The sequence below is a fragment of the Halomonas fontilapidosi genome, assembly GCF_014192285.1.
GTDB classification, from domain to species: Bacteria; Pseudomonadota; Gammaproteobacteria; order Pseudomonadales; family Halomonadaceae; genus Halomonas; species Halomonas fontilapidosi.
On sequence record NZ_JACHXQ010000010.1, the window covers coordinates 17,279 to 35,587 of the forward strand.

At 69.0% G+C, this 18,309-nt stretch carries 14 protein-coding genes; 11 read left to right on the plus strand and 3 right to left on the minus strand.

What is annotated here, in order from left to right; genetic code table 11:
- Nucleotides 1-39 precede the first annotated feature (39 nt).
- Both FHR95_RS13565 and FHR95_RS13570 read left to right on the plus strand, forming a co-directional pair.
- Nucleotides 40-558: a putative pterin-binding protein gene (locus tag FHR95_RS13565; RefSeq protein ID WP_040184529.1), complete on the plus strand. Its 519-nt coding sequence runs from the start codon at nucleotides 40-42 to the stop codon at nucleotides 556-558.
- A 25-nt stretch (nucleotides 559-583) separates the two neighbouring features.
- On the plus strand, nucleotides 584-2,767 hold the full coding sequence (locus FHR95_RS13570) for an ATP-binding protein (protein ID WP_343065219.1): 2,184 nt from the start codon (nucleotides 584-586) through the stop codon (nucleotides 2,765-2,767).
- A gap of 4 nt (nucleotides 2,768-2,771) precedes the next feature.
- Here the strand turns inward: FHR95_RS13570 and cra are convergent, their stop codons facing one another.
- Nucleotides 2,772-3,779, minus strand: coding sequence for a catabolite repressor/activator (cra, locus tag FHR95_RS13575; protein ID WP_183314802.1), 1,008 nt, complete (start codon nucleotides 3,777-3,779; stop codon nucleotides 2,772-2,774).
- Nucleotides 3,780-3,998: 219 nt separating this feature from the next.
- Here cra and ptsP point away from each other — a divergent pair, with 219 nt between their 5' ends.
- The 4 genes from ptsP to pgi are packed head-to-tail and all read left to right on the plus strand — an operon-like array spanning nucleotide 3,999 to nucleotide 11,378.
- Complete coding sequence (ptsP, locus tag FHR95_RS13580) at nucleotides 3,999-6,908, plus strand: phosphoenolpyruvate--protein phosphotransferase (protein ID WP_183314804.1); 2,910 nt, start codon at nucleotides 3,999-4,001, stop codon at nucleotides 6,906-6,908.
- On the plus strand, nucleotides 6,908-7,882 hold the full coding sequence (pfkB, locus tag FHR95_RS13585; RefSeq protein WP_183314806.1) for a 1-phosphofructokinase: 975 nt from the start codon (nucleotides 6,908-6,910) through the stop codon (nucleotides 7,880-7,882). Before ptsP ends, pfkB begins: the two co-directional genes overlap by 1 nt.
- Complete coding sequence (locus FHR95_RS13590) at nucleotides 7,879-9,651, plus strand: PTS fructose-like transporter subunit IIB (protein WP_040184546.1); 1,773 nt, start codon at nucleotides 7,879-7,881, stop codon at nucleotides 9,649-9,651. Before pfkB ends, FHR95_RS13590 begins: the two co-directional genes overlap by 4 nt.
- Before the next feature lie 47 nt (nucleotides 9,652-9,698).
- A complete protein-coding gene (gene pgi / locus FHR95_RS13595) occupies nucleotides 9,699-11,378 on the plus strand; it encodes a glucose-6-phosphate isomerase (RefSeq protein ID WP_183314808.1) in 1,680 nt (559 codons plus the stop codon).
- 16 nt (nucleotides 11,379-11,394) lie between these two features.
- On the opposite strand, the gene FHR95_RS13600 is transcribed toward pgi, so the two are convergent.
- Nucleotides 11,395-11,898, minus strand: coding sequence for a hypothetical protein (locus FHR95_RS13600; RefSeq protein ID WP_183314810.1), 504 nt, complete (start codon nucleotides 11,896-11,898; stop codon nucleotides 11,395-11,397).
- Between the two features lie 232 nt (nucleotides 11,899-12,130).
- Between FHR95_RS13600 and nosP the strand changes: the two genes are divergently transcribed.
- Entirely contained in the window at nucleotides 12,131-13,327 is a 1,197-nt protein-coding gene (gene nosP / locus FHR95_RS13605) for a nitric oxide-sensing protein NosP (RefSeq protein ID WP_183314812.1), read from the plus strand.
- Nucleotides 13,257-14,660, plus strand: coding sequence for an ATP-binding response regulator (locus FHR95_RS13610; RefSeq protein WP_183314813.1), 1,404 nt, complete (start codon nucleotides 13,257-13,259; stop codon nucleotides 14,658-14,660). The genes nosP and FHR95_RS13610 overlap by 71 nt, the downstream gene beginning before the upstream one ends.
- Here FHR95_RS13610 and FHR95_RS13615 read toward each other — a convergent pair.
- Nucleotides 14,652-15,332: a response regulator gene (locus tag FHR95_RS13615; RefSeq protein WP_183314815.1), complete on the minus strand. Its 681-nt coding sequence runs from the start codon at nucleotides 15,330-15,332 to the stop codon at nucleotides 14,652-14,654. The genes FHR95_RS13610 and FHR95_RS13615 overlap by 9 nt on opposite strands.
- A gap of 138 nt (nucleotides 15,333-15,470) precedes the next feature.
- Here FHR95_RS13615 and exaC point away from each other — a divergent pair, with 138 nt between their 5' ends.
- The 3 genes from exaC (at nucleotide 15,471) to FHR95_RS13630 (ending at nucleotide 18,276) form a co-directional block, all read left to right on the plus strand.
- The gene (exaC, locus tag FHR95_RS13620; protein WP_040184557.1) at nucleotides 15,471-16,991 is read left to right on the plus strand and encodes an acetaldehyde dehydrogenase ExaC; all 1,521 of its coding nucleotides are present in this window, start codon (nucleotides 15,471-15,473) and stop codon (nucleotides 16,989-16,991) included.
- A gap of 166 nt (nucleotides 16,992-17,157) precedes the next feature.
- On the plus strand, nucleotides 17,158-17,766 hold the full coding sequence (locus FHR95_RS13625) for a methyltransferase domain-containing protein (RefSeq protein WP_183314818.1): 609 nt from the start codon (nucleotides 17,158-17,160) through the stop codon (nucleotides 17,764-17,766).
- A 90-nt stretch (nucleotides 17,767-17,856) separates the two neighbouring features.
- The gene (locus FHR95_RS13630; protein ID WP_040184560.1) at nucleotides 17,857-18,276 is read left to right on the plus strand and encodes a secondary thiamine-phosphate synthase enzyme YjbQ; all 420 of its coding nucleotides are present in this window, start codon (nucleotides 17,857-17,859) and stop codon (nucleotides 18,274-18,276) included.
- The last annotated feature ends 33 nt before the right edge of the window (nucleotides 18,277-18,309 follow it).

Below are 18,309 nucleotides of genomic sequence, written 5' to 3' on the forward strand. Positions count from 1 at the left end.
TACTCTTGTGGCATCTTTTCCGTTCGCAGGAATCCGCCGATGCTGACCGGTATCGCCCTTCGTTCGCTGTTACTGCTTTATCTGGTCCTGGTGCCGTTCTCCCCTGTCCTTGCCACGCCACTGCCGGCGCCCAGCGGTAGGGTGCTGCTGACCCTCAGTGGTGATATCGCCCACACCAACGCGGGCGACGAGGCGCATTTCGACCGTGCCATGCTCGAGGCCCTGCCGACGCGAATCATCGAGACCCACACACCCTGGCACCGTGGCAATGGACGCTACCAAGGCCCGCTGATTCGTGCCTTGCTCGAGAGAGTCGGCGCCGATGATGCCGAGCAGGTGCGCATCCGGGCCCTCAACCACTACGAGGCCGAGGTGCCGGTGGTAGACTTGCGGCGACATGACGTGATCCTGGCCATGAGCCGCGACGGCGAGCCATTGAGCATCCGTGAGTACGGTCCACTCTTCGTGCTCTACCCCTTCGACGACCACCCTGAACTGCTTACCGAGGCCATCCGCTTCCGCTCGGTGTGGCACGTCGAGCGGATCATCGTGCCCTGACCCTGGCCGACTGCGGAGACCTGAAGTGCTGCGCTATCCCCTGCGTCTCAAGCTGGGTGCCATCGCCGCCCTGGTGTTCTTCGCCGCCGCCCTGGTGGTAGTCGGCCTGGTGGCCTGGCGTCAGGACAGCCTGGCCGAGAGCGTGGGGGGCAATGCCGCCTGGCACGCCTACAAGCTCGACCGCGACACGGTTCAGCTGCGCAGCTTCCTTGCGCGCTCAGACCTCGAAAGCGACGCACTGCAGACCCTGCGCCTGCGCTTCGAGCTACTCTACAGCCGCCTCACCCTGCTGCAGGATGGTGACATCACCGAGTTGCTCGGCAATATCCGGGTGGCGGAGCAGCTGATCCCCGAGATCGAGCGGCACCTGCAGGCACTGGACCAGCAGATCCATGGTCTCGAGCGCCTTGATGATGCCGCTCGCGCCAGCCTGTCTCGGCGACTCGAGACCCTCAGCGGTGTGACCGAGCGACTGATCGTCGCCATCAATGGTCATCTCGCCGAGACCACTACCCGCGAACGCAAGCAATTACAGACCCTCTACGGGGTGTTGCTGCTGCTGATCCTGGCCATGAGCCTGGCGGCCTCGCTGGTGGTCGCCTTCCTGTTTCGCGAGGCTCGCGACAATGCCGCCGCCCGGCGCGACCTGGAGACGCTGAGCCGAGAGCTGGAAATCACCGCCCGCGGGGCAGAATCCGCGAGCCGTGCCAAGTCGGAGTTCCTGGCCACGGTCAGCCACGAGATTCGTACGCCGCTCAATGGCGTCATCGGCATGAGCGACCTGCTGCAGGACCAGCCGTTGCCCGACCGCGCGCGTCACTACGCCGACACCATTCATGACAGTGCCCGGCTGCTACTCGAGTTGATCAACGACATCCTGGACTTCTCCAAGATCGAGGCCCAGCGCCTGGAACTCGAGGCGCGCCCCTTCGCTCTGGAAGCGCTGATCGATAGCGCCATCTCGCTGTTCATGCCCCGGGCCGAGGTGCGGGGTATCCGCCTGTCGTGTGACCTGGACCCTGACCTGCCGTCATATGTGGTGGGGGATGCCGGAAGATTGCGCCAGGTGCTGCTCAACCTGCTCTCCAATGCCATCAAGTTCACCGAGCAGGGCGAGGTTCGCCTTTGCGTGCGTGATGAGGGCGAGGAGCAGCTGCGCTTCGAGGTAATCGATACGGGGAGCGGGATCACCCCTCGCCGCCAGACCCAGCTGTTCGAGCCCTTTCAGCAGGGCGACCCCTCTACCGCCCGACGCTTCGGCGGTACCGGCCTGGGACTGGCCATCTGCAAACGGCTGGTGGAAGCACAGGGCGGACGCATCGGGCTTGAGAGCGAGGTGGGCCGCGGCAGCCGCTTCTGGTTCGTGCTGCCGCTGAGCCCTGCCGACACCCGCGCGGGAGTGGAAGACGCCGTGGCGGCGGCCCCCGAACAGCGGGTGACAGACGCCCGCCTGCTGGTGGTCGAGGACAATCTGGTCAACCAGCAGGTCGCCCGGGCCATGCTCGAGCGGCTGGGCTGTCGGGTCAGCGTGGCCGACTCGGCAGACGCGGCGCTGCGCTCGGCAGACCGGGAGCGCTTCGACCTGATCTTCATGGACGTACAGCTGCCCGGCATGGATGGCCTGGAGACCACTCGCCGGCTGCGTGCCCGCGGCGGCTGGTCGGCCGAGGTGCCGGTAGTGGCCATGACCGCCGGCGGGCCGGGCGGCGACCGGGCCCGCTGCCTGGCGGCTGGCATGAATGGCTACCTCACCAAGCCGCTGTTCCAGGACGCCCTGATGGCGACCCTGCAGCGCTATCTGCGCCAACCGGGCTACTCCCCCGTCTACGGGCACCCTGCTGCCACGGCAGGAGAGCGGCCCGCCGACCAGCCACTGGAGCCCGCCACCCTCTCGGCACTGGGCGAGAGCCTGGGCGACGAGGGCTTGGCCGCCCTGATTACCCTGTTCCGTCAGCAGTCCGAAGCGCACCTTGCCGGTCTCGAGCAGGCGGTGGCAGAGGGGGCACCACGCCGAGTCGAGTATCTTGCCCACCAGCTCAAGGGGGAGGCCTCGAGCCTCGGCGCGGTGAAGGTGGCCGGATTGGCCATGCGGCTGGAGCGCCTGGGCAGGGAGGAGCGGCTGGACGAGATGGCCCTCTGCCTGGGGTCTCTGCATCGCTGTCTGGCCCAGACCCTGACGGCGCTGGAGGCCTGGTCGTCGGGCGAGTGACGCCTCAGGCCCGGGGGGCAACGCGCCCGGGGAGACGCCAGCGCAGGTGGCGCTCGACCACCTGCTGGCCCGGCCGGTAGTCGCCCCGCGACGCGGCGAGGGCACACGCCAGCGTCAGGATGGCGATGCGGTCGTGGTCCTGGACCGCGGAGTTGACCGGCAGGGGCAGGAAGTCCAGCAGGCGGCTGTCGCCGAAGGTGGCCAGGCGCAGTGCCGGCGGCAGGCCGCCATCCTCCAGCAGCACGTCGAAGACCCCATCGAGCAGCGTGTAGGAGGCGGTGACCAGAGCGTCGGGCATGCCGTGGCCATCGAGCAGCTCGCGCATCAGCCGGGCTCCCTCGACGCGGTCGTAGCGCCGAGCGCCGCAGGTGATCACCTGCGCCGGTGGATGGTCGGCCAGGCCCCGCTGGAAGCCGGCACGGCGCTCCTGGCTGATCGACAGGGCCGGTACCGCATCCAGCCAGGCGATGTGCGTCACCCCGTCGTCCAGCACCGAGCGGGTCAGCCGCTCGGCGGCCTCCCGGTCGTTGCTGACCACGCTGGCGAAGCGGCGCGGGTCGAGGCTGCGGTCCACGCCGACCACCGGCAGGCCGGCTGCCATCAGCTCGGCATAGAAGGGGTCCTCCATGGGCAGGCAGCTGGCGGTGATCAGCACCTCGCAGCGCTGGGCGCGCAGCGCCAGGGCCAGCTCGCGCTCGCTCTCCGGGTCGTCGTCGGAGCCAACAATCAGCAGCCGGTAGCCCGCTTCGCGAGCACCGCGCTCGAGTCGCTTGGCCAGGCGCGCATAGCTGACGTTCTCCAGGTCGGGGATGATCAGCCCCAGCAGCCGGCTTGCCCCGCGTCGCAGTGCGGCAGCCTGGGCGTCGACCCGGTAGCCGTGCTGCTGCACCACGGCCATGACCCGATCGACGGTCTCCCGGCTGATGCGCCGCTCGCGGGCCTTACCGTTGATGACATAGCTGGCCGTGGTACGTGAGACCCCGGCCAGGCTGGCGATTTCGGCGAGTGTCATTAGCGTCCTCGGTAACGGGTAGAGGGTGATGCTACGTTGCGGGCGGTGGCTTGTACCCCCTGCCAAAGTCGTAGTTTATCGGCCTTGCCAACCAGTATGAATCGATTCAGCATGAATGACATCACAGGTGACACGATTCAGCCAGCGAATACGGCAATTCTCCGAGTGGCTGAGCGAGAGGCGACTACCGTCCGTCACCCGAGCGAACAGGAGAGACCCATGCTGACCCTCCGCCAGGACGATATCCTGCTCGACCGCCGGGCCGACGACTGGCGCATGGCGCTGGACCAGGCTGCCGAGGCCCTGCACGAGGCGGGCCTGGTCGAGCGCGATTACCGCGATGGCCTTTTCCACCGCGAGTCGCAGTCCTCGACCTTCCTGGGCAATGCCATCGCCATTCCCCATGGCACCCCCGACAGCCGCCGGCACGTGCGCCGGACCGGCGTGCGCGTGCTGCAGTTCCCGGCGGGCATCGAGTGGCACGACGGCAACCGCGTGCACGTGCTGGTGACCATCGCTGCCCAGAGCGACGAACACCTGGACATCCTGCGTCAGCTGACCCATGTGCTGGACCGCCAAGGCGTCGCCGAGCGCCTGGCCGCGGCCGACTCGCGTGGCGAGATCGCCGGGCTGCTCTCCCGGGCGGTGGTCGAGGCGCGCCTGGATGCCGGCACCCTCTGCCTGGGCTTTCCGGCCCGCGACCGCCAGGAACTGGCGCTGGCCGGCGCGGCACGCCTGCGTCAGGCCGGCTGCGTGGACAGTGAGTTCGTGGCCAGCGTCGCCGAGCGTATCCCGCTGGGGCTCGGACAGGGGCTCTGGCTGGTCAGCAGTGAACGCGGCGTCGAGGTGCCGGCGCTGTCCTTGGCGACCACCGATACGCACCTGGAGGAGAGGGGGGAACCGGTCAATGGCGTCTTCTGCCTGGCCGCCCGGGGCGATGCGCATCGCGGGCTGATGGAGCGCCTCCTCGCCTTGCTGGAGACCGACAGTGCCGGCGAGTTGCGCGGCCTCGATGCCGAGACGCTGCTGGCACGCTTCGCCGGTGAAACCGCCGCGGCTCGCACCCGCCAGGCCCGTGTGCTCAATGCCCATGGCCTGCACGCCCGACCGGCCAAGCAGCTGGTGCAGATCGCGCGTGCCCAGGGGATGACGATCCGCGTGCGCCTGGCCGATGGCGGTTTCGATGCGGTCTCGGCCAGCAGCCTGACCAAGGTGATCAATCTGGGCGCGCGCCGCGGGCAGCCACTCATCTTCTCCGCCGAGGGGGCCGGGGCCGAGGCCGCGCTGGAGGCGGTCTGCCAGGCCGTGGCCGAAGGGCTCGGCGAGCAGGTGCTGCCCTTCGACGAAAGCCGCGAGCAGACGGCGGCGGTCGTGGACGCGCCGGCTCCGACGCCGCTACCGGCCGACCAGCCCCATTCGGCCGTGGCCGCCTCCCCGGGGCTTGCCATCGCGCCGGTCTTCGTGCTGCGCACGCCGCACTTCGACTATCCTCGGCACGCCGAGGACCCCTCCGTCGAAGCTCGTCGTCTGGAGCAGGCGATTCGCGAGGGTAGCGAGCAGCTCGAGGCCCTGGTGCACGAGGCCCGCGGTGGCGAGGTGGCACAGATTCTCTCCATGCACCAGGAGATGCTGGAGGATCCCGAGCTGCTCGAGGCCGCCCGGGAACAGCTGCAGGAGGGCAGTTCCGCCGAGGCCGCCTGGTGGGAGGCCATTGAGACCGCCGCCCGCGCCCAGGAGAGGCTCGCCGACCGCCTGCTCGCCGAGCGCGCCGCCGACCTGCGCGACGTCGGCCGCCGCGTGCTGGGCATCCTCTGCCGGGTGGAGCTCCCCGAGCCGCCGGCCCACCCTTATATCCTGGTCACCGACGATGTCGGGCCCTCGGACGTGGCGCGCCTCGATACCTCCCGGGTGCGCGGGCTACTCACCGCCCGCGGCGGGGCCACCTCGCACAGCGCGATCCTGGCCCGGGCGCTGGGCATCCCCGCCGTGGTGGGGGGCGGCAGTCGCGTGCTGACCCTGGAGGACGGCAGCGAGTTGATCCTCGACGGCGAGCGCGGCCGGGTCATCCCGGCCCCCTCCGCCGAGCGCCGTGAGGCCGCCGAGCAGCGTCTGGCCGAGCGCCGACGTCGCGAGGCCGAGGCCTGGGAAGCGCGCTTCGAGCAGGCGCGCACTCGTGACGGCCACCGCGTCGAGGTGGCCGCCAACCTGGGCAACACTGCCCACGCGGCCGATGCCGTGGAATGCGGCGCCGAGGGCGTCGGCCTGCTGCGTACCGAGTTCCTGTTCATGGCCCATGCCCAGGAGCCGGACCTCGAGACCCAGGTCGCCGAGTACCGGGAAGCCCTGGACGCCCTCGATGGGCGCCCGCTGGTGGCGCGCACCCTGGATGTCGGTGGCGACAAGCCGCTGCCCTACTGGCCGGTGCCGCAGGAGGACAACCCCTTCCTCGGCCTGCGCGGCATCCGCCTGGCGCTGACCCGCCCGAACGTACTGGAGACCCAGTTCCGCGCCATGCTACTGGCGGCGGCAGGCGCTCCTGCGGCTGGCGCTCCGGCGGCGGACGCCTCGAGCAAGGGTCGTCCGCTGCGCATCATGCTGCCAATGGTCAAGGACGTCAGCGAGTTCCGCGCGGCCAAGGCGATCCTCGACCGCCTGCTCGAGGAGATTCCCGAGGCCGAGCGGACCACCGACGTCCAACTCGGGGTGATGATCGAGGTGCCCTCCTGTGCCCTGCTGGCGCCGACCCTGGCCGCCGAGGTGGACTTCTTCTCGGTGGGGACCAACGACCTGACCCAGTACACCCTGGCCATCGACCGCGGCCACCCCGAGCTCTCCGCCCAGGCCGACGGACTGCACCCGGCGGTGCTCAAGCTGATCGAGATGACCGTGTCCGCCGCCCATGCTCACGGCAAGTGGGTCGGAGTCTGCGGTGAGCTCGCCAGTGACGCCGTCGCCGTGCCGGTGCTGGTAGGGCTCGGCGTCGACGAGCTGTCGGTGAGCGCCCGCCAGGTGCCCCTGGTCAAGGCGCGGCTCGCCGAGGTCGACCTAGAGGAGGCGCGTGGCCAGGCTGAGCTGGCCCTGGCCCAGGCCACCAGCGAGGCGGTCCGCGACGCTCTGGAGGTGCGCTGATGGCTCGTGTGCTGACCCTCACCCTCAATCCCGCCCTGGATTTCTCGATAAGCCTCGACCGTCTGCAGCTGGGCGAAGTCAATCGTACCCGCGAGACGCACCTCGACGCCGCCGGCAAGGGCGTCAACGTGGCTCGGGTACTGGTCGAACTCGGCCACGACGTCTGTGTTTCGGGCTTTCTCGGCGCCGACAACGACGGTCCCTTCCTGCGTGCCTTCGAGGCCTTGGCGGTGGAGGATGCCTTCATCCGGGTGCCGGGTGAAACCCGCATCAACGCCAAGGTCGCCGAGGCCGACGGGCGGGTTACCGACATCAATGGTCCGGGTGCATCGATCGACGATGCGGCCTGGCAACGACTGCTCGACTGGCTCGACGCCCGCGCCGTCGATCCCCGCAAGCGTCCCGAGGCGGTGGTGATCGCCGGCAGCCTGCCGCCGGGGATATCGCCCGAGGACCTCGCCGCCCTGGTTGCCCGCCTGCGCGCGGCCGATCTTCCGGTGTGGGTCGATACCAGCGGCGAGGCCCTGGCGGCGGCCATCGAGGCACACCCCTCGGCGGTCAAGCCCAACGAGCAGGAACTGGCCGCCTGGGCGTGCACACCACTGACCAGCGCCGACGCCCGGCTCGCTGCGGCACTCAGGCTCTACGCCCACGGCGTCGAGGAGGCGCTGATCTCCGCCGGCCCGGCGGGTGTGCTCTGGGTCAGCCGACGCGGGGCCTGGCAGGCCCTGCCGCCGCGCCTCGACGTGGCCAGCACCGTGGGCGCCGGCGACACCCTGGTCGCCGCCATGTTGCACGGCGTGCTCTCGGGGCATCCCCCCGAGCAGGTGCTGCGCCTGGCCACCGCGCTGTCCGCCGAATCCGTCCGTCATGTGGGCGTGGGCGACCCCCGTGCCTCCGATTTCCCGCAACTCCAACAACAGACCCGCGTGCGCCGTCTCAACGACGTCGACGCAGGGGGAGCTCTCGCATGAACGCCATCATCATCACCGCCTGCCCCAGCGGCATGGCCACCACCTTCCTTGCCGCCCGTCGACTCGAGCAGGCGGCCAGCCGCCTCGGCTGGCAGGTCCATGTCGAGATGCACGGCGAACTCGAACCGCTCACGCCGGTCACCGCCGAGCAGATCGCCGAGGCCGACCTGGTGGTGGTTGCCGCCGATCACGTGCCGGCGCCGGAGCGGTTCGCCGGCAAGCGGCTGTACCGTGCCGCCATCGACCAGGCACTGCCCGACCCGCGTGCCTTCCTCGAGCGGGCCAGTCGCGAGGCCAGCGACTTCCAGCCACCGGCGCAGGAGCCTGTCCCGCAGGTAGCCGGCGCCCGACGCGACGGCGCCCGCAGGATTGTCGCCGTGACCGCCTGCCCCACCGGCGTGGCCCATACCTTCATGGCCGCCGAGGCGCTGGCCGAGGCGGGCAGGGCGCTGGGCCACGAGATCCGCGTGGAGACCCAGGGGTCGGTAGGCGCCCAGGACCAGCTCAGCGAGGAGGAGATCGCCGCGGCCGACCTGGTGATCCTGGCCTGTGACATCGAGGTCGATGCGGCCCGCTTTGCCGGCAAGCCCGTCTACCGGACTTCCACCGGCAACGCCCTGAAGAAGCCGAAACCGACCATCGAGGCGGCACTCGAGGAGGCCGAGGTGGAGCAGGCGGGTGGCGCCTCGTCACCGGATCAGAGCGAGACGAAGACGGGCAGCCGGGGGAAGGGCGGCAAGGAGAAGGGCGTCTACCAGCACCTGCTCACCGGGGTCTCCTTCATGCTGCCGATGGTAGTGGCTGGGGGCCTGCTGATCGCGCTCTCCTTCGTGTTCGGCATCGAGGCCTTCCAGGAGGAGGGCACTCTGGCCGCGGCACTGATGCAGATCGGTGGGGGCACCGCCTTCGCCTTGATGGTGCCGGTACTGGCCGGCTATATCGCCTACTCCATCGCCGACCGACCGGGCATCGCCCCGGGGATGATCGGTGGCATGCTCGCCTCGGAGATCGGTGCCGGTTTCATCGGCGGCATCCTGGCGGGCTTTCTGGCCGGCTACGTGGCACTGGCCGTGACGCGCTACGTCAAGCTGCCATCGAGCGTCGAGTCCCTCAAGCCGATCCTGATCATCCCCCTGGTGGCAAGCCTGGTCACCGGCCTGACCATGATCTACATCGTCGGCGAGCCGGTTGCGGCGATTCTCTCCGCGCTCACCACCTTCCTCGAGAACATGGGCTCGGCCAATGCCGTGCTGCTGGGCATCCTGCTCGGCGCCATGATGTGCTTCGACCTGGGCGGCCCGGTCAACAAGGCCGCCTATACGTTCGGCGTGGGACTGCTGGCCTCCGAGACCTATGGCCCCATGGCGGCGATCATGGCCGCGGGCATGGTGCCGGCCATCGGCATGGGTATCGCCAGCTTCGTGGCGCGCCACAAGTTCTCCGAACCCGAGCGCGAGGCGGGCAAGGCGTCCCTCGCGCTGGGTTTCTGCTTCATCAGCGAGGGGGCCATTCCCTTCGCCGCCAAGGACCCGCTGCGGGTCATCCCGGTATGCATGGTGGGCGGGGCGATCACCGGTGCGTTATCGATGCTGGTCGGGGCCAAACTGATGGCGCCACATGGCGGCATCTTCGTGCTGCTGATCCCCAACGCCATCAACCCGGTCCTGTGGTATCTCGCCGCCATCATCATCGGCTCGCTGGTGACGGGCCTGGGCTATGCGGCGATCAAGCGCGGTAGCCAGGCCGTGGCCGTCGGGGCCAGGGCCTGAGCCACGCGGCGTAAGCGCGCCTACCGATTACCAGCAGAGGTTTCCCCATGTTCCAGCTCACCCGCAGCGTCACCTGGCAGGCCCTCAAGGGCCTGCAGGCCGAGACCGCCTTTGATCGCATCCGTGACTACTTCGCCGCCGACTCGAAACGCTTCGAGAAGATGAGCCTGCGCGTCGGCGGGCTCTTCCTCGACTACTCCAAGCAGCCGGTCTCCGACGAGGTGCTGGCCACGCTGATCGAGCTCGCCGAGCACTCGGCGCTGGTCCAGCGCCGCGCCCAGATGTTCTCCGGGGACATCATCAACGTCACCGAGGACCGACCCGTCCTGCATACCGCCCTGCGCAACCTCGGCCAGGGGCCGCTCAAGGTCGACGGCCAGGACGTGATGCCGGAGATCCAGCGCACCCGCGAGCAGATCCGCACCTTCTCCGAGGCGGTGCGCAACGGCGAGTGGACGGGCTTCGATGGCCAGCGCATCAAGGACGTGGTCAACATCGGCATCGGCGGCTCGGACCTGGGCCCCAACATGGCCTGCCGGGCACTGCTCAAGCACCGCCATCCGGGGCTCGGCTTCCACTTCGTCTCCAACGTCGACGGCGCGCATATCCAGAAGGTGCTCAGCCGCCTCGACCCGGCCACCACCCTGTTCATCGTCTCCACCAAGACCTTCTCCACCCAGGAGACGCTGCTCAATGCCCATACCGCGCGCCGCTGGTTCCTGGACAACGCCGGCCCCGACGCCGACGTGGGGGCGCACTTCATCGCCGCTTCCACCAACAAGGCGGCGGCCATGGCATTCGGCATCCGCGAGGAGAACGTCTTCGAGTTCTGGGCCTGGGTCGGCGGGCGCTACTCGATGTGGTCCTCCATCGGCTTGCCCATCGCGCTCTCCATCGGCTTCGACGGCTTCATGGAGCTGCTCGAGGGCGCCTATGAGATGGACCAGCACTTCCTGTCCGCGCCCTTCGCCGCGAACATGCCGGTGCTGATGGCGCTGATCGGCATCTGGCACATCAACTTCCAGGGCGCCGAGACCCAGGCCATCGTGCCCTACGACCAGGCGCTGCATCAGCTGCCGGCCTTCCTGCAGCAGCTCGACATGGAGTCCAACGGCAAGTCGGTGGACATCTTCGGCCACCCGGTGGACTACAAGACCGGGCCGATCGTCTGGGGCCAGACCGGCTCCAACGGCCAGCACGCCTTCTTCCAGCTGCTGCATCAGGGTACCCGCTACGTGCCGATCGACTTCATCGCCTCGCTCAAGCCCGAGCCGGGCATGGAGGAGCACCACTTCGCGCTGCTCACCAATATGCTGGCCCAGGCCAACGCCTTCATGGAGGGTAGCCAGACCGGCAGCCGCCTCGACCCCTACAGCTGCCCGGGCAACCGCCCCTCCAGCGTGCTGCTGCTCGACGAGCTGACGCCGAAGAACCTCGGTGCGCTGATCGCGCTCTACGAGCACAAGGTGTTCGTCCAGGGGGTGATCTGGAACATCAACTCCTTCGACCAGTGGGGGGTGCAGCTGGGCAAGCGCATCGCCGGCGAGATCAGCGAACGCATCGACGCCCACAGCCAGGACTTCGATGCCTCCACCCAGGGCCTGCTGGCGCTGGTGCGCGATCACTTCCCCCGCGGCGGCGAGCCGTCGGGCGGCGGCCCGTCAGGCGGCGAGGAGAGGGCCGGAAGGCCTCGGCGCAGGTCGCGCAAGGCCACGACCGGTCGTTGAAGGGTGATGCCGGGGATCAGGCTCGGGCAGGGACGGCGTAGGCGCCTGCCTGGGCCTCCTCCTCGAGCAGCTGGCAGGCGGTGCGCTTGCGCTCGATGAACTGCGTGAGCATGGCGTCGAGCGCCGGCAGCTGGCCGTAGCGGGCCATCAGTTCGCTGAATCGCCGCGAGTAGTGGGCGAATGTCAGGGCATGGCTCAGCGTCAGGCCGGCCATGACGTCGTCGGTGATGAACAGGTGCAGTTGGCTTGCTCCCGCGAGCGTCGAGTCGCGGAAGGGGCCGGTCGGCAGGCACTGATCCAGGCTCAGCTGCTCGGCCAGTGCCTCCAGGGCGCTGCTGCGCTGTTCGCACTCGATACCCAGCGACGCCATCAGGCGCCCGACGTGAGGGTAGGCGGGCAGGAAGCTAAGGGCCAGGCCGCGATAGCGCTCCATCTCGCGTGACTCGTGTTCGTGGGCGAGCAGCAGCTGCTCGGCCGCGGGGTATGAGTAGGCTTGGGTCCCGGGGGTGATGGCAGGCATGGCGATCTCCTTTATTGTCTTCCGGGCCTCTTCCGGGCACCGTCCGAAATGGTAGCCGTCCAGGGTCGGATCCAGCCTTGACGTCGATCAATTTCGTCACCGGATCAGCCAAAAGTACCAAGGCTCTCATGATCGCACCGGGAGCGCCTGACTCTGGCCCTGGCCGGAGGCCGGCATTGTCGCCGCTCGCTGCGGCGACATACACTGCCTGAAACCGCACAGGCAGGCCGCCATGCTCGATCTCTCTGACACCCCCGTTGTCCCCGGCCCGCTAGAGGCGGAGCCGCCGCTGCGCACGGCGGTGAGCCGGCGGCGTGACCCCGACGAGGTGGCCGGTGAGCTGGCGAGCGCGCTGCGGCATGCCGAGCTCGGCTTCGTGCTGTTCTTCTGCAGCGCCGAGTATCCGCTGGCCGCGCTCTCCACGGCCCTCAATGAGGCCTTCGAGGGCGTGGCGGTGGCGGGTTGCACCACCGCCGGGGAGATCACGCCTGATGGTTACGGGCGGGGCTGTATCGTGGCCATCGGCTTCGACCGCCGCCACTTCGCCGTCTCCTGTGCGCTGGTCGAGGACCTGGCGGGCTTCGACCTGCTGCGTGCCCAGCGGCTGGTTGATGGCCTGCTCGACGACTGTCGCGGCCGGGCCCTGGCCCCGGTAGGGGAGCAGAGCTTCGCCCTGACCCTGCTCGATGGCCTCTCCAGCTGCGAGGAGCAGGTGCTGGCGACCCTGGATGCTGCTCTGGGACGCATCCCCAGCTTCGGCGGCTCGGCCGGCGACGACAACCGCCTGGCCCATACCCATGTGCATGCCGACGGCCGCTTCCACGGCCAGGCAGCGGTGGTGGTCATGATCAACACCCGACTGCCCTTCGAGGTCTTCACCACCCACCACCTGCGCCCCCGGGACGAGAAGCTGGTGGTCACCCGCGCCGACCGCGAGCGCCGTCGGGTACTGGAGCTCAACGCCTTGCCGGCCGCCGAGGAGTACGCCCGGCTGGTGGGCCTGCCGGTCGAGGCCCTGGCGCCGGAGGTGTTCGCCCGTCACCCGCTGGCGGTGCGCCTGGGCGAGTCGCATTTCGTGCGCTCCATCCAGCGGGTCAACGATGACGGCAGCCTTAGCTTCTATTGCGCGGTAGAGAACGGCATCGTGCTCACCGCCATGCAGCCGGCCCCGCTGCTGGAGGACCTCGAGGCGGTCTTCGCCGGGCTCACCGCGCGTCTCGGTGAACCGGCGCTGATCATCGGCTGCGACTGTTTCCTGCGCCGGCTCGAGCTGGAGGCCTTGGGACAGGTGGCGTCGGCCTCGGAGCTGCTGTGCCGCTCGCGGGTGATCGGCTTCAATACCTATGGGGAACAGCACCATGGCATGCACATCAACCAGACCTTCACCGGGGTTGCCATTGGATCTCGCCCGGTCACGCCAGGCGCCTGACGATGCCGGCCCGCGGGAGCGGGAGCTGCTTGAGGAGAACGCTCGCCTGCGGCGGATCGCGGCCGCCCTGATGGAGCGCGTGGAGTCGGCGGGCGTGGCGGGTGGCGCGCCCTATGCGGCCTTCGAGCATGCGGTGCTGCTCGCCGAGCAGGTGCGCGAGCGCACCGAGACGCTGCAGCGCACCCTCGCCGAGCTGCATGCCGCCAAGGCGGAAGCCGAGGCCGCCAACCTCTCCAAGACCCGCTTCCTGGCCGCGGTGAGCCATGACCTGCTGCAGCCGTTGAATGCCGCCCGGCTGTTTACCAGCGCCCTGGAGGAACACCCCCTGCCCGACCCCTCGACCCGGCTGGTGGGCCATATCGGCCGCTCGCTCAAGGACGTGGAGGGGCTGCTCGGCACCCTGGTGGACATCTCGCGTCTCGATGCCGGGGTGCTCGAGCCGGATATTGCCCCCTTTCCCGTCGCCCGGCTGCTCGACGTGCTGGCCGAGGAGTACCGTCAGATGGCCGCGGCTCGCGGTCTCGAGCTGCACTATGTGGGCAGCGACGCGGTGGTCGCCTCGGACCTGGCGCTGCTGGCCCGGGTGGTGCGTAACTTTCTGACCAATGCCATCCGCTACACCGGGCGCGGCAAGATCCTGCTGGGCTGTCGACGCCGCCCCGAGGGGATCGAGATCCTGGTGGGGGACAGTGGACCGGGGATCCCCGAGGCCCAGCGTGAGGCGATCTTCCAGGAGTTCCAGCGCCTGGGCGGCAATCGCGACGCCGAGGATCGTGGCCTTGGGCTGGGCCTGGCCATCGTCGACCGCATCGCGGGGATGCTCGGCCATCCCCTGCGGCTGGTCAGCGTGCCGGGCCGCGGCTCGCTCTTCTCGGTGCGGGTCCCCCATGGCCGATTGCCGGTGGCATCGACGCCTCTCCAGGGCGGGGTGGTCTCGCCGGGGCAGGGTAGCGTCCTGGAGGGGGCGCGTATCTGGGTCATCGACAATGATCCCGGCATCTGCTCGGGGATGGCCGCGCTGCTCGAGGGCTGGGGCTGCCGGGTGGTGACCGCGACCTCGCTGGCTGACCTGGAGGAGAAGGCCGCCGGTGCGCGCGCGGACGTGTTGCTCGTTGACTTCCACCTGGGTGAGGAGGCGCCCGATGGGCTGGCAGTGGCGGCGCGGCTGCGTGAGCGCCAGCCGGGGCTCCCGGTGCTGGTGATCACCGCCAACCACGATGCGACGATCAAGGGCCTGACCCGGCAGCTCGACTATGGCTGCCTGCTCAAGCCCTTGAAGCCGCTGCGGCTGCGCATGGCGCTGGCCGACCTGCTGGACGGTGACTCAGCGTGACGCGGCGTGGCGCTCGGCCAGCAGGGCCTCCAGGTCGGCATCATTGGCAGCGAGGATCGCCTGGACTCGGCCCGGCACGCCAAGCTTGCGCAGGATTGCCGAGACATGGGTCTTCACCGTGGTCTCGGCGATGTCGAGCTCCCGGGCTATCACCTTGTTGGAGGCGCCGCGGCTCAGGCGCAGCAGCACCTCGAGCTGCTTGTCGGTCAGCTCGGCGAAGCGAGGGCCCGGCGTGGGCATGCCGGCCCCGATGGAGGGCTGCGGGACGGCGGGACGCCGCATGATCTCCGGCGGCAGGTAGACCTGGCCCTCCAGCAGCTGGGCCAGCGCCGCGAGCAGGTCCCGACGCGGCGTCGACTTGGGGATGTAGCCCACCGCGCCCAGGTCGAGGGCGTCGAGGATGGTGCGCCGCTCCTGGTCGGCCGAGAGGATCGCCACCGGCAGCCAGGGATGTGCCGCGCGCAGCGCCTGCAGGCCCTCGAGCCCGCTGGCGTCGGGTAGGCCGAGGTCAAGCAACACCAGGTCGAGCTCCGCGCAGGCCGCGGCATGGCGCAAGGCCTGGTCCAGGCTCTCCGCCTCCAGCAGCCGGCTGTCGGGCAGGCCGGCCTCGATCACCGCCGCGATCGCCTCGCGGAACAGCGGATGGTCATCGGCGACCATCAGGGTGTGCATGGGCAATCCCTCGTGGGCTCGTCACGCCTCCTCCCGAAGGAGGAGGCCCTCTCCTGCCACCGGAGTATGTCGCACAAGGCGGCGCTGACAAACACTGAGGGGTGTATCGCCACAACGACAATACTCAGGAGTCACGCCATGATCTACGCCAACCCCGGCCAGTCCGGTTCGCTGGTCAGCTTCGAGACACGCTACGGCAACTACATCGGCGGTGAGTTCGTGCCGCCGGTGAAGGGCCAGTACTTCGACAACGTCAGCCCTGTCAACGGCGAGGTGTTCTGCGAGATTCCCCGTTCGAGTGCCGAGGACATCGACAAGGCGCTGGATGCCGCCCATCAGGCCGCTCCGGCCTGGGGCAAGACCTCTGCCGCCGAGCGCTCCAATATCCTGCTCAAGATCGCCGATCGCATGGAGCAGAACCTGGAGATGCTGGCCGTGGCCGAGACCTGGGACAACGGCAAGGCGGTGCGCGAGACCTTGAACGCCGACCTGCCGCTGGCCGTCGACCACTTCCGCTACTTCGCCGGCTGCATCCGCGCCCAGGAGGGCACTGCCGCGGACATCGACGCCAACACCGTCGCCTACCACTTCCACGAGCCGCTGGGCGTGGTGGGGCAGATCATTCCCTGGAACTTCCCGCTGCTGATGGCCATCTGGAAGCTGGCGCCGGCGCTGGCCGCGGGCAACTGCGTGGTGCTCAAGCCCGCCGAGCAGACCCCGGCCTCGATACTGGAGCTGATGAAACTGGTTGGCGACCTGCTGCCGCCGGGGGTGGTCAACATCGTCAACGGCTACGGCGCCGAGGCGGGCCAGGCACTCGCCACCAGCAAGCGCATCGCCAAGATCGCCTTCACCGGCTCCACCCCGGTGGGCGCGCATATCCTCAAGTGTGCCGCCGACAACATCATCCCCTCCACCGTGGAACTTGGCGGCAAGTCGCCGAACATCTACTTCGCCGACATCATGAACGCCGAGCCGGCCTTCATCGACAAGGCGGCCGAGGGCCTGGTGCTGGCCTTCTTCAACCAGGGCGAGGTGTGCACCTGCCCGTCCCGGGCGCTGATCCAGGAGAGCATGTACGACGCCTTCATGGCCAAGGTGATGGAGAAGGTGGGCCAGATCACCCGCGGCAACCCCCTGGATACCGACGTCAAAGTCGGCGCCCAGGCCTCCCAGGAGCAGTTCGACAAGATCATGTCCTACATGGAGATCGCCCGGGAGGAGGGCGCCGAGTTCCTCACCGGCGGAGACAAGGAGAGCTTCGACCCGGCCTATGACAAAGGCTTCTATATCCAACCGACGCTGCTCAAGGGCAACAACAAGATGCGCGTCTTCCAGGAGGAGATCTTCGGTCCGGTGGTGGCGGTGACCACTTTCAAGGACGAGGAGGAAGCGCTGGCCATCGCCAACGACACCGAGTTCGGCCTGGGCGCGGGCGTCTGGAGCCGCGACATGAACGTCGCCTTCCGCATGGGGCGCGGCATCCAGGCCGGCCGCGTGTGGACCAACTGCTACCACCAGTATCCGGCCCATGCCGCCTTCGGCGGCTACAAGAAGTCCGGCGTCGGCCGCGAAACCCACAAGGTGGCCCTCGAGCACTACCAGCAGACCAAGAACCTGCTGGTCAGCTACGACATCAACCCGCTCGGCTTCTTCTGACCGACGGCGTCGAACGACGCCCCAGCAGGAGTGAGCAGGCCTCTGGCGCGACGCGAGTCGCGCCTTTTTTGGCTCGCCGCTACAGCCTTTTTTGGCTCGCCGCTACACGTCTGGGCCGCTTTGGGTCATCATCTTCCGCCCGGTTCCCGGCGAAGAGAGCATGGCGATGAGCGATCTCGAAGACCCTGACCTTCACCAGCAGCGATTGCAGTACGTGGCGTCAAGGGTCAGGGCCAGCGGAGCGCGACGGGTGCTCGATCTGGGCTGTGGCTCCGGCGGGCTGCTGCAGTACCTTCTGCGCGATGACCAGTTCGAGCGGGTGGTGGGCCTGGAGCGCTCCGGCGAGCTGCTGGCCCAGGCCAAGCTGCGTCTGGAAGACCTCCCGGCCGTCCGGGCGGGACGCCTCGAACTGGTTTGCGGCTCCTTCGCCGACCCCCAGCCGCGCCTGGCGGGCTTCGAGGCCGCGGCCATGGTGGAGACCATCGAGCATGTCCCGCCCGAGGCGCTCTCCCGGGTCGAGCGCGCGGTTTTCGCGGGGCTGCGGCCGCACTTGCTGGTGATGACCACCCCCAACCACGAGTACAACCCCCTCTACGGCATGGCGCCGGGGGAGTTCCGCGACCCTGACCACAAGTTCGAGTGGCATCGGTCGCGCTTTCGCGCCTGGGCACAGGGCGTGGCACAGCGCAACGGCTACCGAGTGCGCTTCTCGGGGATCGGTGAGATGCACGCCCACCTTGGCCAGCCGACCCAGGTGGCGCGCTTCTCGCGCTGAGTCGAATCCTGGCGGCAGCGACGCTCCCTTGCCTTGGCGGCGTAGCGCACTAGCATGGCGGTATCCCGTTACCCTTCAAGAGGACGCGACATGTGGCAGCAGCAGGAACTGCGTCTCGCCCCGCGCGAGCGTGGCTTTCACCTTATCACCGCCGAGGTGGTCGACGGCCTGCCCGGATTGCAGGAAGTCGCCATGGGGCTGCTGCACCTGCAGCTGCTGCACACCTCGGCGTCGCTGACCCTCAACGAGAATGCCGACCCCGATGTGCGCCATGACCTGGATGCCTTCCTGCGCGAGCGGATCCCCGGGGATCTGCCCTACTTCCGCCATACCCTCGAGGGACCGGACGACATGCCGGCCCACGTCTGCGCCAGCCTGCTCGGCACCCAGCTGACCCTGGCGGTGCGCGACGGCCGCCTGGCGCTGGGCACCTGGCAGGGGATCTGGCTGGGGGAGCATCGGGAGCAAGGCGGCGCGCGACGGCTTATCGCCACCCTCAACGGCGCCTGATCTGCGTCGCGCGCTCATGGCTTCCTGCGTGCT

What these genes read in the sequence shown, in the direction of transcription:
- FHR95_RS13565 (WP_040184529.1), top strand. Translation starts at nt 40, where the DNA reads ATGCTGACCGGTATCGCCCTTCGTTCGCTGTTACTGCTTTATCTGGTC.
- cra (WP_183314802.1), bottom strand. Translation starts at nt 3,779, where the DNA reads ATGACACTCGCCGAAATCGCCAGCCTGGCCGGGGTCTCACGTACCACG.
- ptsP (WP_183314804.1), top strand. Translation starts at nt 3,999, where the DNA reads ATGCTGACCCTCCGCCAGGACGATATCCTGCTCGACCGCCGGGCCGAC.
- pfkB (WP_183314806.1), top strand. Translation starts at nt 6,908, where the DNA reads ATGGCTCGTGTGCTGACCCTCACCCTCAATCCCGCCCTGGATTTCTCG.
- FHR95_RS13590 (WP_040184546.1), top strand. Translation starts at nt 7,879, where the DNA reads ATGAACGCCATCATCATCACCGCCTGCCCCAGCGGCATGGCCACCACC.
- pgi (WP_183314808.1), top strand. Translation starts at nt 9,699, where the DNA reads ATGTTCCAGCTCACCCGCAGCGTCACCTGGCAGGCCCTCAAGGGCCTG.
- FHR95_RS13600 (WP_183314810.1), bottom strand. Translation starts at nt 11,898, where the DNA reads ATGCCTGCCATCACCCCCGGGACCCAAGCCTACTCATACCCCGCGGCC.
- nosP (WP_183314812.1), top strand. Translation starts at nt 12,131, where the DNA reads ATGCTCGATCTCTCTGACACCCCCGTTGTCCCCGGCCCGCTAGAGGCG.
- FHR95_RS13610 (WP_183314813.1), top strand. Translation starts at nt 13,257, where the DNA reads ATGGCATGCACATCAACCAGACCTTCACCGGGGTTGCCATTGGATCTC.
- FHR95_RS13615 (WP_183314815.1), bottom strand. Translation starts at nt 15,332, where the DNA reads ATGCACACCCTGATGGTCGCCGATGACCATCCGCTGTTCCGCGAGGCG.
- exaC (WP_040184557.1), top strand. Translation starts at nt 15,471, where the DNA reads ATGATCTACGCCAACCCCGGCCAGTCCGGTTCGCTGGTCAGCTTCGAG.
- FHR95_RS13625 (WP_183314818.1), top strand. Translation starts at nt 17,158, where the DNA reads ATGAGCGATCTCGAAGACCCTGACCTTCACCAGCAGCGATTGCAGTAC.
- FHR95_RS13630 (WP_040184560.1), top strand. Translation starts at nt 17,857, where the DNA reads ATGTGGCAGCAGCAGGAACTGCGTCTCGCCCCGCGCGAGCGTGGCTTT.